We start from the raw sequence: 14,425 nt of genomic DNA on the forward strand, positions 1-14,425 counted from the left end.
AGGAGCAATCCGTCAGCTACGCAGGAGCAATCCGTCAGCTACGCAGACGCAATCAGCGACTAGTCTGTCTGGGTCTCAGCGGGCGCTTGTCGACCGCTGGACAGCGACTGTTCGTACTCTTTGAGTCTGACGGTCGCGGTCGTCCCTCTGGGTTCGTTTTCGGTGAAGTGGAGTCGCCCGTTCGACCGGTCGATTATCCAGTGGACCAACCAGAGACCGAGCCCACTGATGTGTTGCAGCGGTGTCTCCGTTCCCGATTCGAGGACGGCGAGTTCTGCGTCGGGAATTCCCGGTCCGTTGTCGGAGATACGAACTTCGACGAAGTCGGTCGAAACCGGAGTCTCGTCTATCGTGACGCAGACTTCGGGGAGGATTCGGTCGTTGTGTTCGAGCGCGTTCTCGAGGAGATTCTTGAGCGCCGACTCGACTAAGTCGTCGGCGTAGACCCACTGTTCGTCTGGGAGGTCTCGACTGATAATCGCTCGGGGATAGTTCGACTCGATATCGTCGAGTTGGGCGTCGATTCGCTCGACGAGTTCGACCGGGGAGAGGTCGCTCGACTGGCGGTCGAGCGTCGTATCGATTTGCCGTGTCTGTTCTCCCAGTTCGACGAGCGAGTGAGCTTTTCGTTTGATCGTCGTCGCGTGGTCTTTCGCCTCCGCCGGGATGCGCTCGTCGAGAAGCAAGTCTGCGTGGCCGAGGATGACGTTCATGTCGTTTCGGAGGTCGTGACGGAGCACACGGTTGAGGACCCGAAGCCGCTGTTCGTACCGATAGCGATTGGTCACGTCACGAGAGTTCAACACGAGGCCTTCGATAGCTGGGTCGTCGAGGAGGTTGACACCGACTGTCTCGAACCACCGCCACGACCCATTCGTGTGTCGAACTCGACACTCGGTTCGAACCGGGTCGTCGCCATCGACGACTTCTGATAGCCGGCGTTGGACTCGCTCTCTATCGTCTGGGTGGACGAGGTCCAAGGCCGGTTGTTCGACGAGTTCCTCCTGGGTAAACCCGAGTACGTCTTCCATCGACGGACTCGTGTACTTGCGGACTCCCGCTTCGTCGAGTACCGTGATGATGTCCCTCGAGTTCTCGATGAGTGCACGGAACTCCTCTTCAGTCTGTCGCCGTTCGGTCACGTCGTGGAAGACGAGGAGTTTCGCGCGGTTTTTCGTCTGCTCGGCGATGGGACTGCACCGAATCTCGAAGTACCGCCGAGAGTCACCGTCTTCGAGGATGGTCTCGATACGGTCACGCTCTTCGAGTACCGTTCGGACGCTAGCCGTCTGCCGAACGACGTCCAGGACTGGTTGACCGATACACTCGCCGGGAGGGTATTCGAGGAGGTCTGCGGCCGCCTCGTTCGTCTCGACGACCCGGTCGTAACTGTCTAAGACGACGACTGCGTCCCGCATCTCTGAGAGAATCGCGTCGCGGGCGACGGGTGTAATATCGAACAGTCGGTATCTCACCAGTGCCCACAGGACGACCGTCGAACTGAGTGCAAACGAGACGGGTGTCGGGTCGACGGGAATCACCGGTTGGAAAAACACCGTCATCGCGAACGACACACTCGGAATACCACCCATGATGGTGAGCAGTGCTGCTTGTTGCCTGTGGACCCCACTGCTGTTGAGTGTGGCCTTTGCGAGGACGCTCAACCCCGCGATAGAGATGCCACCCGTGTAGACGATGTGAAGGCTAAATAGCGGAGTTCCGCCGGCCGCGAGACTCTCTGAGATACCGGTTTGGAGCACCGTCGCCGGGACGAAGAGACCGTGATACTGATTCGTCAGTCCGAGTGCAATCGCGACGGCCGGTTCGACAGTGAGCAACGAGAGCGCCTGGCGGGTGACGTGCTGGTCCTCACCGGCGTAGACGAGCGAGAAGACGAGCCAAATACTGGGGAGCGAAACCGCGCCGACCCACGCGAGGCGCGAGTAGAACAGTTCTGTACTAGCAGTCGTCGCGAGCAGAGAAAATCCGTATGCAGTCGCCCAGATGGCCGCAGATAACGAGAGTAACGCGAATGGTAACCGAACGCGGCGAGAGTAGAGTCGGAACCGCCCCAGAACGACGATAGCGACGATACCCGAGAGGATGCCAGCGGTAAACAGCGCGTAAACGTACGGCAACTGGTCGGGGGCGGTCATAGATGGGGCCTGGTGCGCATGTGTAACTCTCCTCCGTCCGATTATCTCCGATGAATGTCACATCGGGTCGATAGTACTCGTGTCTCGACTCTGTCCCTTAAGACGTTCGTTTTGAGTATCTAATTTGATACTGATGTCGGGGACGAGTGGAATCTGTCGGCGGATTCGACTGCAGCGGTTGCCTGTCTCGAAGTCGAAAACTCCGTGTGGGTGTGGAGGTCGAACCACTCCGAGAACACTCGAGAGCGAACCACTCCGAGAACACGTTTCGTTCGGTGGTATCACCGTACCCGAGAACACGTTTCGTTCGGTGGTATCACCGTACACTTGTCACCCGGTACACATCCGCCAGAACGCTTAATTCCGAAGGATACAGACAAACCAGTAGATGCCAGTCGGTCCGGAACACCACGACCTTTCGAGACTCCGCCACGCCGCCGACGCGAGGAGCGACGGGTCGTTCGATTGGGTCGACGAACCAGTGAATCAGTCGTGGCGCGAGACGGTCTACGAGCGACTCGTCGAGACGACGGCGATGCTCACGTCCGACGGAGACGCGTATCTCGAATCGATACCACGGAACCCACGAGCGGAACGGGTCCTCCTCGACTGGTGTGTCCACCTCGTCGAACGTCTCGGTGGTCGCGGTGCCCTCATCATGGTCTCGTACTACCGCGACATCGGGTGGGTTGGCGACGAGGCACGTGACACGATTCACGAGCGTATCGTCTCCTTTTCTGCACCGTCGGAGTTCGAAGACGCGCCGACGGAAGAAGACCACCTCCGAAGTTTCTCCTATCTCGTCCGTCTCGCGTCGATGGACGACGACGACTGAACGGTGGCTGTCGGCTATCGGAAGTAGCCGGCACCACGTCGAAAACAGAGTTACTCGGTTCGTCGAGCGAGTGCGTTACGGGACGCCTGGCGAATCACCAGCGCGTAATCTGCCCTCATCTCGTCGGTCGTCATCGGTAGCGTGTACGTCTCCTGGGGTTGCGTTCGGATTGCCATGGTCTCCCTTACGCCCCATCGAACCATCATGATACCCACTGGTACAGTTCCAACTCGTGGCAGGATTTCACCACGTAAGGTTCTCTCGGCAGACGGGCTATGGCAGGCTGTTTTCGACCAGGGAGACCGAGACTACAGTTGCCTCCGTTCGATACCGGTCGATGGTGTCTCTCACCCACCTGCGCACCGATTTGTCGTCGGTTTGGACGAACCCAACTGGGATTCCACGTTCGTCGACGGCACCGATACCGACGTGGTGCTCGTCGCCGATTCCCATGACGTAGGGGAAGGCTCCATCGAACGAGTAGATGTCCGCACGTCCAGACTCGAGGATTTCGAGGAGGAGCCGCGACTGGGCCGGGTCCGAAAGAAACTCGTCGAGCGCCGCACGCGTGAGTACGACTTCGAGGTCCTGGTTTCGCTCGACGACTGCTCTCCTGTGGTCTTCGAGGGCCGTGTCGTATCCAACGTGTGTGATGAGTCGCAGCGTATCGGCCGATTGTACCATCCTGACCATCCGATGAATCACGACCGTTACCCCATCGGCAGTCGCCGTCGTGATACTGGCTTCCTTCAAACACCGATGGTCGAACTCCATCTCCGCAACCGGGAGAAGGTCGATGATGTCTGTTAGTTGATGGACCACTCCCATCGCGTCCAACATAGACGAAAGCTCTGTGACGAGTATCTCCCCGAGGAGCGTGAGTTCGTACACGTCCGCGTCACGGCGAATCCAGACCCGTTCTTGGAAGTCGCCGAGAATCCGCCCGAGGGTCGACTGTGGAATCCCCAGTTCCGAGTGTAAATCGTGTCGCACACAGGGAGAAACTGCGAGACGTTGCAGTACTGCCACGCGCTGGTTCGACCGAATCAAGAACTCCAAGTCCTCGAGTTCGACACTCATCTCAGCTATGTAATATATTCTCTAGTGACATCAACCCCTTCTGTTAGGCTTCTGAAACTCAGTCGGAGCGGACGGTCACCACGTCACTCCGAGGGCTGACGAAGAAGAATCCGACCGGGCCGACCGCTTAGAGTCCGAGTTGTCGGCCGATGACGAGATGCTGAATCTCGCTCGTGCCTTCGCCAATCTCCATGAGTTTGGCGTCGCGGTAGAACCGCTGGGGTGCGAAGTCCGTCGTGTAGCCGTATCCACCGAGCACCTGTACGGCGTCTTCGGCGACTTCGCGTGCGGCCTCTGAGGCGTCGAGTTTGGCCAGTGCGGACTCCGTGCTGACTCGTTCGCCCTTGTCGTACATCGTCGCCGCCTTGTGCGTGAGGAGACGGGCGCGTTCGGTCTTGCGGTACATCGAGACGAGTTTGTCGCGGATGGCGTCGAACTTCGAAATCGGTTGTCCGAACTGTTCGCGCTGTCCGGCGTACTCTTTCGCGTGGTCGTACGCACCCTGTGCGAGTCCGACCGACAGCGCGGCAATCGAGATTCGGCCGCCGTCGAGCGTCTTCATCGTCTGTTTCCAGCCTTCGCCTTCTTGGCCGAGGAGGCGGTCTTCTGGCACCCACACGTCGTCGAAAGAGAGTTCGCACGTCGGCGAGCAGTTCAGTCCCAGTTTGTCCCACACCGTCGTCACTTCGAACCCGTCGTCGTTCTTCGGGTCGACGATGAACGTCGAGATGCCGTCGTATCCCTCGCCGGGGTCGGTGACCGCTTTGACCAGGACGGAGCCAGCGACGTTCGCGTTCGTGATGAACTGCTTCGTCCCGTTGATGACGTAGCCGTCGCCGTCTTTCTCGGCGATGGTGTCCATGTCGCTGGCGTCACTGCCAGAACCCGGTTCGGTGAGCGCCCACGCACCCATGTGCTCGCCCGACGCGAGGGGCGTCAGCCAGCGTTCTTTCTGTGCGTCGGTGCCGAACAGTTCGAGCGGTTTCGACGCGAGACTGACGTGGGCCGCATACGAGAGGCCGATTCCACCCGAGACGCGACCGAGTTCTTCGACCACCAGCGAGTACATCAACTGGTCGCCGCCGAGGCCGCCGTACTCCTCGGAGATGGGGACACCCATCACGTCCAGTTCGGCCAACTGGTCGAAAATCTCCGCCGGGAAGCGGTGTTCGTCCTCGATGTCCTGCGCGATGGGGGCAATCTCCTCCTCACAGAACTCTCGGACGGAGTCGCGAATCATCCGGTGTTCGGCCGGAACGTCGAAATCCATGAGAGCAACTATCGCCGTCCGAGACATAAACCAATCGAACGACCGTGAAGAATCTCGACTCCCACTCTATGGGAACGTCCACCGACTTCTTTCATCGGACGAAACAGAGTCTCTCGTATGTACTCACACATCCTCTTTCCGACGGACGGGAGCGAGTGTGCAGACGCTGCACTGCGTCACGCCCTCGACCAGGCCGAACGCCACGACGCGACCATCCACGCACTCTACGTCGCTGACGTTCGGGAGGTCGGGCACGCCGCACCTGCAGTCTCGGCCACTCGGGTTCGTGAGGCCCTCTACGACAGTGGGGAGGAGGCACTAAAGCGAGTCGCGGACAAAGCACACGACGCCGGCATAGATATCGAGACGACGGTCGCAGAGGGGACGCCCGAAAGCGAGATTCTCGAGTTCGCAGACCGCGACGATATCGACCTCGTGGTGATGGGGACCCACGGTCGAAGCGGCCTCGACCGGTATCTCATCGGGAGTGTGGCCGAACGAGTCGTCCGAAGTTCACCCGTCCCGGTGTTGACCGTTCGACACGACGGCAACTGAGCCCACGACGTTAAGCCATCCCTCGACATACGGTGGGTCATGGACCTCCGCCGGCTTGTCCGCGGCCGTGTCGAGTGGCCTCGTCTCGAGGCAGTCGTCCGTGAACTCGTGCGGCGATACGACCGTGAGACACTCCACATTCGCTTTCTCGAAGCAGACAACTGGCTCTCTACTCCGATGGTCGTCGACGACCAGTGGTTCGTGAAAGTCATCTCTCGGCAGAACTCACTCGTCCACGCACTCTTTACGACCGGGCGAAATATCGGGGCGTTCTCCAGTGGGACCGAGGGATTCTTCGAACACTTCGGGACGCCACTGCAGATGGCAGAACACGAACTGGAGGCGACGAAACATCTTCGCGAAATCGGACTGAACGCTCCTGCTCCCGTCGAAGCCTTCGAAGTCGAAGGTCTCGGCGTCCTCGTCTTGGAGTACCTCCCGGACTTCCACACACTCGACTCCGCACCGCGTGAGGAAGTTCGCTCACTCGCGCCCGACCTCTTTGCCGCCCTCCACAAGATGCACGACAACCATCTCGCTCACGGCGACTTACGAGCAGAGAACGTCCTCGTCCGCGACGATGGCATCTACTTCATCGACGCGACCAACGTCAACGACGAGGGGATGCACGACGCTCGCTCGTACGACCTCGCGTGTGCGTTGGCGGCACTCGAACCGCTCGCGGGTGCAAAAGAGGCGGTCGCTGCTGCAGTGACGTCGTACGAACCCGACGAACTCTTGGAGGCGGTCGACTTCCTCGACTTCGTCAACATCCGGCCAGACCACGATTTCGACGCTGCTGCGCTCAAAGGCGAGATAGAAAAACACGCGGTGTAACCCTCAGACGGCTTCTTCGGTCGAACACGGCCCCTTCCGGAGTCGAATCTCGAAGATAGAACCGGTCGGGTCGTTCGGGCGGACGTCCACGTTCCCCCCGTAATGTTCGACGAGCGATTGGACGAGATAGAGTCCAAGTCCGGTCCCGCTGCTTTCGAGACCTCGTTCTCCTTTTCCGAAGACTTCGCTACGCTGTATCTCCGGGATTCCTGGGCCGTTGTCTTCGATGTGGACGACCAGGTGGTCTTCGTCTTCGTCCACCTGCACGACGACTTCGGGGTCGTCCGACCGGTTGTGTTGGACGGCGTTGTTCAACACGTTCCTGAAGACGGATTCGAGCATCTCGTTCGCACACACACGGGTGGATGGAATCTCTCCCTCGATGCGGACGTCTGCGTCGGGGTATCCGTGTGCGAGTGCCTCGACTTCGGCTTCGAGAAAGTTCTTGACCGAGATGGCTGACGACCCATCGGGTTCGTCTCCCAGAAGCGCCGTCATGAGTTCACCGACGGTTTGGGTGAGCTCGACGACGTGGTCAGATTTCTCCGTGATGGAGTCTAACATGTCGCGGCAGTCTTCGTCGTCGACTCGTTCTTCCAGGAGTTGACTCATTCCGAGGACGATTTGCATGTCGTTTCGAATGTCGTGGCGGACGATTTGATTGAGCAGTTCTAACTGTTCGTTCCGCTCTTCGAGGCGTTTTTCGTTCTCCTTGAGTGCAGTGATGTCACGGTGGATAGCGACGTACTGCACCACCTCGTCGTCGATGACGATCGGGGCAATCGTCTGGTCGATGTAGAACTCCGTCCCGTCTTTCCGCAGGTCTATCATCCCCTCGTAGTGCCACTTGTCGCCGCCCGCAATCGTCTCCCAGAGCTCCGTGTAGAACTCGTCGCTGTAGTGGCCCGAATTCAGCACTGCCGGTGTCTCACCGATGATGTCCGAACCGTCGTATCCGGTCTGTTCTTCGAACGCCGGGTTGACGTACTCGACGACACCATCGGCGTCGGTGATGTAGATTGCGTGTCCGGCGTGTTCTATCGCTTCCATGTAGGTCCGAAGCGACCGGAACTGCTTTCGGCGAGTCGTGATGTCGCGTGCGAGTGCGAGCATCGCCCGTTCTCCTTCGTACCGAATCGGGACGGCGCTCACTTCGACTGGGACCGTCTCGCCGTCGTCAGTGCAGAACGACGATTCGAACACTGACTGTTCGGTGGGGGCGTTCTCACGGAACCAGTCGTCGGCTTCGACTGCTTCGACGAACGAGTCGAGACGCCGCCCGACGAGTGCCGTCGCCTCGACTCCGAGTCGGTCGAACGTGGTCTGGTTCGCGTCGAGTATCCGTCCGGTATCGACTGCGTAGACCAACACCACGTCGTCCATACTGTTCAGCAGTTTCGACTCACGATGACGAGTCTCACTCGCCGCAATCGAGTTCGCCAGCGTCACACCCACCTCCTCGAGGACGGCGCGTTCACGACCACCGAATGCGTCTGGCCGGTCGGCGTAGATGGAGAGAACACCGTAGAGCGTCCCCTGAACGGCGAGTGGAACCGCGATACTCGACTGGTAGCCTCGCTCGCTCGCTGCGTCCCGCCACGGGCCGAACGAGGTGTCTTCCTGGACGTTTTGCATGACTGCGGATTCGTGTGTGCGTGCGGCCGTCCCCGTCGGCCCCTCGGAGGTGTCACCGCCCGAGACGGTTATCGTGATACTGTCGAGATAGCCGTCGTCGACGCCAGCAGACGCGGTGGGGACGATTTCGTTTTCTTCGACCGTGCCAATCCACGCGAAGACGTACGGGTCAGCAGCGGCGAGAGTCTCACAGACGGCTTGTTCGAGTGTCTCACGGTCGTCTATCGTCGCGATTTGCCTGTTGAGCTCTCGAACCGCGTCGAGAATGTCCGTCGTCGTCGCGAGTTCCCTCGCTTTCACCGTTCGCATGAGCGTCGTGTACCCGAGAAGTGAGGCGATGGCAGCACCACCCGCAACCGAGTTGACGACGATGTAATTCGCGTGGATGAGCGTCCCACCGTGTGTATCCTGGTAGACCAAAAAGAGTGAGGCTATCGCCCCACCGACGAGCGCACCTGCAATTAGCCACGCGTCGAACTTCCACACCATCCGCGTCGAGAGCGACGACCGGTGGACGAACCGGCCAGCAAAGACGAACCCGACACCAATCGACAACAGCGGGAAGACACTCAGCAGTAACCCCATGAGTGGTTCACCACCGTGGGCGTGTTCGATGCTTTGCGAAAATGCGAAGATACCGAAGACGACAGGGACTACAGCAGGCGTTACTCTCGAAAGTCGTTCGTGAAGTGTGTCCATCAGAGCCGTGAAATAACCGTGTTTTATCTCTATTCGAGAAAGAGTATCATACCAGAATTATTAATTTCTTTGGTTGTCGTCTAGATTGAAATGAATTTCAAAAAACAGGTCCTTCGGCGAGTTCCAATTCGTGTCCGAAGTGCAAGGAACGAGAGGGAACGCCGAATATATACGGCGAAAATAATCGACGACGATAATCGGCGAACATAAACGCCGAAAGAGAACGAACCTGACGGCGGTTCGGCTTACTCTCCTTCGACGCCTTCGTAGTCTGCGCCACCCATGTAGAGACGCGAGACTTCTGGGTCGTCGAGGAGACTGTCGGCGTCACCTTCGTAGGCGACGGTTCCTTGGTCTAAGACGTAGCCACGGTCGGAGATGGCGAGGCCCTCGCGGGCGTTCTGTTCGACCATCAACACGGCCGTGCCGAGTTCGTTTACCTTCTGGACGTCTTTGAACACCGACTGAACGATGTTCGGTGCGAGACCTGCCGACGGTTCGTCGATGAGAAGCACCTCGGGGTCCATGACCAGTGCGCGAGCGAACGCGAGCACCTGTCGTTGACCGCCAGAGAGCGTCTTCGCCTTCGCATTCCGCTTTTCGTCGAGGATGGGGAACTGGTCGTACAGTTCGTCGATTCGGTCTTGAAGCCCCTCTTTTCGGGCGACACCGCCCATCTTGAGGTTCTCGTCGATAGTGAGCGACGAGAACACGTTGTCGACCTGTGGGACGTATCCCATGCCGATGCGGACGAGGTCCTCGGGTTCTTCGCCGGCGATGTCGCGTCCGCCGAGTTCGACCGTTCCGGTCCACGGTTTGAGGAGACCGAAGACGGTCTTGAGGACGGTGGACTTGCCGGCACCGTTCGGGCCGATGATGCAGACGATTTCGTCGTCGTCGAGGTGCAACGAGAGGTCACGGAGGACCTGCACCTCGCCGTACCCGCTGTCGACGCCTTCCACGTCGAGTGCTCGGTCGCTCATGGACCGGCACCTCCGAGGTAGGCCTCGATGACGCGTTCGTCGGTTTGAACCTCCTCCGGCGTGCCTTCCATGAGCACCTTCCCCTGGTCGAGGACGATGATGGGGTCGGCTAAGTCCATGATAAACGGCATGTCGTGTTCGATGATGAGGAAGGTCTGGCCCTCCTCGTTGAGTTCGCGGATGAACCGCTTGATGTCGTTCGCCAGCGTCGGGTTGACCCCGGCGACTGGTTCGTCGAGGAGCAAGATGTCTGGATTCGTCGTGAAGGCGCGCGCCAACTCGACGAGTTTCAACTGCCCGCCCGAGAGTTCGGTCGACGGTTGGTCGATGAGGTGTGCAATCTCGAATCGTTCGAGGAGTTCTCTCGCCTGTTTGATGTTCGCCCGTTCTTCTCGCGTGACTTCGTCCGCAGAGAAGAACAGCGAGAAGATGGACTCTCCGGCCTGTGGGCCGGGGCCGACGAGCATCGCCTCGCGGACGCTCATCCCTTCGAGTCGCCGAGGCGTCTGGAAGGTCCGCACGAGGCCCTTGCGGGCGCGTTCGTACGGTTCGAGGTCGGTCACGTCCTCACCGTTGACCATCACTCGGCCGGCGTCGTTCTCGTAGAACCCGGAGACGAGGTTGAACAGCGTGGACTTGCCAGCGCCGTTCGGGCCAATCATCCCCGTGATGGTTCCGCGTTCGACTTCGAAGGAGACGTCGTCGGTGGCGACGAGGCCACCGAACGCCTTCTCCAGGCCGGACGTCTTCAACACGGCGTCGTCTTTGCCGAGGTTCGCACCCTCGTAGACGTCACCGTCCATCAGTCGTCACCTCCCTCTGCTTGTGCGTTGGGACCGCCACTGCCCCCACCGCCGGCAGCCGTGGTCTTGTCCTTCGCGGCCGGCCAGATGAGTTCGTCCTTCGGTGGAAGGAGTCCGTCCTGCCGGAAGCGCATGATGAGGATGATGAGGATGCCGACGAACAGGAGTCGAAGCGGTGCGAGGTCGAGGCCGAGCGTGTTGATTGCCGGCACGTCGTTGAGGAAGCGAGTCCCCTCGCGGATGGCGATGACGACGGCCGCACCGACGACTGCACCTCGGTTCGACCCGGTGCCGCCGAGGATGACGGCGATCCAGATGTAGAACGTCGTCAGGGGGACGAGGTCCGACGGGTCGATGTAGAGGTTCAAGTGCGCGTAGAACGCGCCCGCAATCCCCATGATGACGCTGCCGACGACGAACGCCTGCATCTTGAACTGGTAGGTGTTTTTCCCGAGCGCCTTCGCGAGGTCCTCGTCGGACCGGATGGTCCGCAAGACGCGTCCCCACGGCGACCGGTGGACGCGCCGGAGGAACAGGAAGACGACGATGCCGAGAACGACGACGACGCTCGCCGTCGTCGCGGCGCTGGTCAGTGGTAACCACTCGAGGAGCGACGGAATGCCGCTGATACCGCTCGAACCGGCGGTCCACTGGCGTTCGTTCAGGATGATGACACGGATGACCTCTGCCAGTCCGAGACTGGCGATAGCGAGGTAATCTTCGCGCAGGCGGAGCGTCGGGATACCGATGAGTATCGCGACGAGTGCGCTCACGACGATGGCCGCGAGGAACCCGAATGCTGGGTGCAAGTCGAGTCCGAGCGGCGAGTTGGGCGCTGTTAGAAGCGCGGCACTGTACGCCCCCAGTCCCCAGAACGCGGCGACTGAGAAGTTGATGAGGCCGGCGTAGCCCCACTGGACGTTCAGTCCGAGCGAGAGCAACGCGTACATGCCGACGAGCGACACCTGGAACAACAGGAACCGAATTCCGATGACGCCGGTGAGGACACCGACGACCAGCAGTGCGGTGACGATGCCCAGGATGGTGAAGATGCGTCGCTCTGTCGGGTCGCGTACGACCGTCTCGTTCACCCACGAGGTGACGCTCATCCGCTCTCACCTACGATTCCGCTCGGTCTGATGAGCAAGATTACAACCATGATGACGAACGCGACTGCGGCGGCGTAGCGTGACCCGACCGGCAGGATTCCCCACTGGTTGAACAACGGGACGAGTTCGTGGACCATCCCGATGACGAGTCCACCGAGCATCGCACCGTAGACGGACCCGATGCCGCCGAGGATGACGGCCGCGAACACGATGAGGAGGATGTCGAACCCCATCCGTGGGCGGACGAGTTCCTCGAGGCCGAGGAAGACGCCCCCCGCCGCGGCGAGTGCCCCACCGATGAGCCACATCGCGAGGATGACCTCGCTGGTTCTGATTCCGCTGACCCGTGCGAGGTCGGCGTTGTCTGCGGTCGCACGCATCTTCCGTCCGAGCGTCGTCCGCGTCAGCGTCAGGTGGAGTGCGACCACGAGCACCGTCGCAAGAAAGACGACGACGAGGTTCCGAGGCGTGACGGCGATACCGAACGTCTCACGAACCCACGGAATCGGCCCCTGTCGGGTGACGCCGTATCGGTCGGACTCGGAGCCAAACGACAGGAACACCATGGCACGGTAGACGAGTGCGACCCCGATACTCGTGATGAGGAGTCCGATAGACCCCGAGTCTTTCACCGGTTCGTAGATAATCCGGTCTGTGATGACCGCGATGACCGCCGCCGAGAGCATCCCGAACGCGAGAGCCAGGAAGAACCACAGCGGCAGGCCAAAGACGCCGACGTCTCCGAGCAGTGGCTGCAGGAACGACACCGAAAACAGCGCCGAAAACGCACCCACGGTCATCAGGTCGCCGTGGGCGAAGTTCGCGAAGTCCGCGATGCTGTAGACTAACGACAGGCCGATGGCCGCGAGCACGATGATGCTCGAGAACACCACCCCGTTGACGACGTACTGGAAGGGGCTAATCTGGAGCGGAATCACCGCTTTGCCCCCTGCCCAGTCGTCGGATGGTGCCCGGTCCGTGCGTGCATGATTAGCTGGTGATGTACTCGCCGAAGGAGTACTCGTGGTTCGCGACGCTGTAGACCTGGTAGAACCCCGGCGGGTCACCGTTCTCGTCTAAGTCGACAGGACCACTGACACCCTGATAGTTGATGTCGCTGGGCGAACCGCCGTCTCTGAGGACTGCTGCGGCCTCTTCGAAGGTGAACACTTCCTGGCCCTCCGGACGGGTCACGTCGCGGACGACGCTCGCCAGCGCTTCGCCGGTGAAGTCGTCGGCCGCCTCGATGGCGAGTGCAGCGACGGTCACGGCGTCGTAGGCGTATGCAGACCAGACGGTCGGCGTCTCGTCGTAGGCCGACTCGAACTCAGAGACGAAGTTCTGGTAGTTCTCCTGGTCCTGCGGTGCAGACTCGGTGATACCCTTCATGCCGTCCATCGCGCCTTCGGGCGTGTTCTCGATGATGGAGTCTGCGATGGTCGATTCCGCACCGTAGTAGTCGACTGCCGTGTTGTAGCCCTGGTCGAACCCTTCGTTGACCATCACGGTGTACTCGTTCGCGTAGGTGATGAAAATCCACGCAGAGGCATCCGTCGAGGCCATCTCCGTGAGGATACCACTGTACGACGATTGGCCCTGGTCGTGTGGTTCGTTGTACGAGACGGTGCCGCCGAGAGAGGACTCGAACGTCTCTGCGAACACGTCGGAGAGACCGGTCCCGTAGTCGTTGTTGATCCAGGTCACGGCGACGTTGTCGTGTCCGTCGTCGTAGACGAGGTTTGCGAGTGCCTTCCCCTTGGCCGCACCGGACGGACTCATGCGGTTCAGTTCCGGACGCGTCGTGAGTTCGGGACTCGTACTGTTCTGGCTAATCTGGACCACACCAGCGTCCTTGGTGACGCTGTCGTGGATGGCGATAGAGACACCGGACCCGACAGACCCGATGAGGAGCGGAACATCGTCTTGATTGACGAGTTTCTGCGCACCGTTGACGCCCCCTTGGTTCGTACTCTCGTCGTCCTCGACGGAGATGTCGAGCGTCGCGCCATTGTCACCGATACCGACGGCGTTGACGGCTTCGAGCGCGAGGTCTTTGCCACGGGTGTTGCGCTCGCCGTACGGTGCGAGCGACCCGGTGAGCGAGTCGACCATCCCGATCGTGTACGAGGAAGCCCCGCCGCCACCACCGTTGGACTCGGTGGTCGTCGTCTCTTCTCCGCCGCCACCGCCGCCTCCACCACCGTTAGATTCGGTGGTGGTTGGTTCTTCTCCATCTTCGCCTTCGAGACAGCCTGCGGTCGCTCCGAGGAGCGACAGACCCGACAGCTTCAACAATGTTCTCCGGTCGATGTCTTGTGGTGGCATACCATGGAAGTCTCGCGGATTGTGGTAAATATACCTGTAACCGTCCATGGTCGGGACACCCCCGGTTTTCGGCATCCCCCAGCAACACACAACATATTTTCGAGTCAATAATCTCAGAATTATATGGTAGGGTTCCCA

The 14,425-nt window shown here is 60.2% G+C and carries 13 protein-coding genes; 3 read left to right on the forward strand and 10 right to left on the reverse strand.

Features of this window, described 5'->3' with window-relative positions:
• Positions 1-59: 59 nt before the first annotated feature.
• Positions 60-2,156 (reverse strand): histidine kinase N-terminal 7TM domain-containing protein, encoded by a 2,097-nt coding sequence (locus tag GJR99_RS03160; RefSeq protein ID WP_151109222.1) that lies wholly within the window; start codon positions 2,154-2,156, stop codon positions 60-62.
• Between the two features lie 388 nt (positions 2,157-2,544).
• Here GJR99_RS03160 and GJR99_RS03165 point away from each other — a divergent pair, with 388 nt between their 5' ends.
• On the forward strand, positions 2,545-2,991 hold the full coding sequence (locus GJR99_RS03165) for a FlaD/FlaE family flagellar protein (protein ID WP_151109223.1): 447 nt from the start codon (positions 2,545-2,547) through the stop codon (positions 2,989-2,991).
• 50 nt (positions 2,992-3,041) lie between these two features.
• Here GJR99_RS03165 and GJR99_RS17700 read toward each other — a convergent pair whose 3' ends face one another.
• The 3 genes from GJR99_RS17700 to GJR99_RS03175 all read right to left on the reverse strand — a co-directional run bounded on the left by GJR99_RS17700 (position 3,042) and on the right by GJR99_RS03175 (position 5,341).
• Positions 3,042-3,167, reverse strand: coding sequence for a hypothetical protein (locus GJR99_RS17700; protein WP_255518298.1), 126 nt, complete (start codon positions 3,165-3,167; stop codon positions 3,042-3,044).
• 97 nt (positions 3,168-3,264) lie between these two features.
• Entirely contained in the window at positions 3,265-4,071 is an 807-nt protein-coding gene (locus GJR99_RS03170) for a helix-turn-helix transcriptional regulator (RefSeq protein WP_151109224.1), read from the reverse strand.
• A gap of 127 nt (positions 4,072-4,198) precedes the next feature.
• On the reverse strand, positions 4,199-5,341 hold the full coding sequence (locus GJR99_RS03175) for an acyl-CoA dehydrogenase family protein (RefSeq protein WP_151109225.1): 1,143 nt from the start codon (positions 5,339-5,341) through the stop codon (positions 4,199-4,201).
• A gap of 117 nt (positions 5,342-5,458) precedes the next feature.
• Between GJR99_RS03175 and GJR99_RS03180 the strand changes: the two genes are divergently transcribed.
• Entirely contained in the window at positions 5,459-5,896 is a 438-nt protein-coding gene (locus GJR99_RS03180; RefSeq protein WP_151109226.1) for a universal stress protein, read from the forward strand.
• Between the two features lie 39 nt (positions 5,897-5,935).
• Positions 5,936-6,733 carry an RIO1 family regulatory kinase/ATPase domain-containing protein gene (locus tag GJR99_RS03185; RefSeq protein ID WP_151109227.1) on the forward strand — a complete coding sequence of 266 codons (798 nt, stop codon included), beginning with the start codon at positions 5,936-5,938 and terminating at the stop codon, positions 6,731-6,733.
• A gap of 3 nt (positions 6,734-6,736) precedes the next feature.
• Here GJR99_RS03185 and GJR99_RS03190 read toward each other — a convergent pair whose 3' ends face one another.
• The 6 genes from GJR99_RS03190 to GJR99_RS03215 form a co-directional block, all read right to left on the reverse strand.
• Positions 6,737-9,067 carry a PAS domain S-box protein gene (locus GJR99_RS03190; RefSeq protein WP_151109228.1) on the reverse strand — a complete coding sequence of 777 codons (2,331 nt, stop codon included), beginning with the start codon at positions 9,065-9,067 and terminating at the stop codon, positions 6,737-6,739.
• A gap of 245 nt (positions 9,068-9,312) precedes the next feature.
• Positions 9,313-10,050, reverse strand: coding sequence for an ABC transporter ATP-binding protein (locus GJR99_RS03195; RefSeq protein ID WP_151109229.1), 738 nt, complete (start codon positions 10,048-10,050; stop codon positions 9,313-9,315).
• Entirely contained in the window at positions 10,047-10,853 is an 807-nt protein-coding gene (locus tag GJR99_RS03200) for an ABC transporter ATP-binding protein (RefSeq protein WP_151109230.1), read from the reverse strand. Before GJR99_RS03200 ends, GJR99_RS03195 begins: the two co-directional genes overlap by 4 nt.
• The gene (locus GJR99_RS03205; RefSeq protein ID WP_151109231.1) at positions 10,853-11,962 is read right to left on the reverse strand and encodes a branched-chain amino acid ABC transporter permease; all 1,110 of its coding nucleotides are present in this window, start codon (positions 11,960-11,962) and stop codon (positions 10,853-10,855) included. Before GJR99_RS03205 ends, GJR99_RS03200 begins: the two co-directional genes overlap by 1 nt.
• Complete coding sequence (locus GJR99_RS03210; protein ID WP_151109232.1) at positions 11,959-12,900, reverse strand: branched-chain amino acid ABC transporter permease; 942 nt, start codon at positions 12,898-12,900, stop codon at positions 11,959-11,961. The genes GJR99_RS03205 and GJR99_RS03210 overlap by 4 nt, the downstream gene beginning before the upstream one ends.
• A gap of 52 nt (positions 12,901-12,952) precedes the next feature.
• The gene (locus tag GJR99_RS03215; protein ID WP_191967143.1) at positions 12,953-14,272 is read right to left on the reverse strand and encodes an ABC transporter substrate-binding protein; all 1,320 of its coding nucleotides are present in this window, start codon (positions 14,270-14,272) and stop codon (positions 12,953-12,955) included.
• Between the last annotated feature and the right edge of the window lie 153 nt (positions 14,273-14,425).

Source organism: Haloferax marinum (assembly GCF_009674625.1).
In the GTDB taxonomy this organism is placed as follows: Archaea; Halobacteriota; Halobacteria; order Halobacteriales; family Haloferacaceae; genus Haloferax; species Haloferax marinum.

Bases quoted from the DNA above. Each gene is read 5' to 3' on its own strand.
- GJR99_RS03175 (WP_151109225.1), bottom strand. From the start codon at position 5,341: ATGGATTTCGACGTTCCGGCCGAACACCGGATGATTCGCGACTCCGTC.
- GJR99_RS03190 (WP_151109228.1), bottom strand. From the start codon at position 9,067: ATGGACACACTTCACGAACGACTTTCGAGAGTAACGCCTGCTGTAGTC.
- GJR99_RS03195 (WP_151109229.1), bottom strand. From the start codon at position 10,050: ATGAGCGACCGAGCACTCGACGTGGAAGGCGTCGACAGCGGGTACGGC.
- GJR99_RS03165 (WP_151109223.1), top strand. From the start codon at position 2,545: ATGCCAGTCGGTCCGGAACACCACGACCTTTCGAGACTCCGCCACGCC.
- GJR99_RS03180 (WP_151109226.1), top strand. From the start codon at position 5,459: ATGTACTCACACATCCTCTTTCCGACGGACGGGAGCGAGTGTGCAGAC.
- GJR99_RS03200 (WP_151109230.1), bottom strand. From the start codon at position 10,853: ATGGACGGTGACGTCTACGAGGGTGCGAACCTCGGCAAAGACGACGCC.
- GJR99_RS03170 (WP_151109224.1), bottom strand. From the start codon at position 4,071: ATGAGTGTCGAACTCGAGGACTTGGAGTTCTTGATTCGGTCGAACCAG.
- GJR99_RS03160 (WP_151109222.1), bottom strand. From the start codon at position 2,156: ATGACCGCCCCCGACCAGTTGCCGTACGTTTACGCGCTGTTTACCGCT.
- GJR99_RS03185 (WP_151109227.1), top strand. From the start codon at position 5,936: ATGGACCTCCGCCGGCTTGTCCGCGGCCGTGTCGAGTGGCCTCGTCTC.
- GJR99_RS17700 (WP_255518298.1), bottom strand. From the start codon at position 3,167: ATGGCAATCCGAACGCAACCCCAGGAGACGTACACGCTACCGATGACG.
- GJR99_RS03205 (WP_151109231.1), bottom strand. From the start codon at position 11,962: ATGAGCGTCACCTCGTGGGTGAACGAGACGGTCGTACGCGACCCGACA.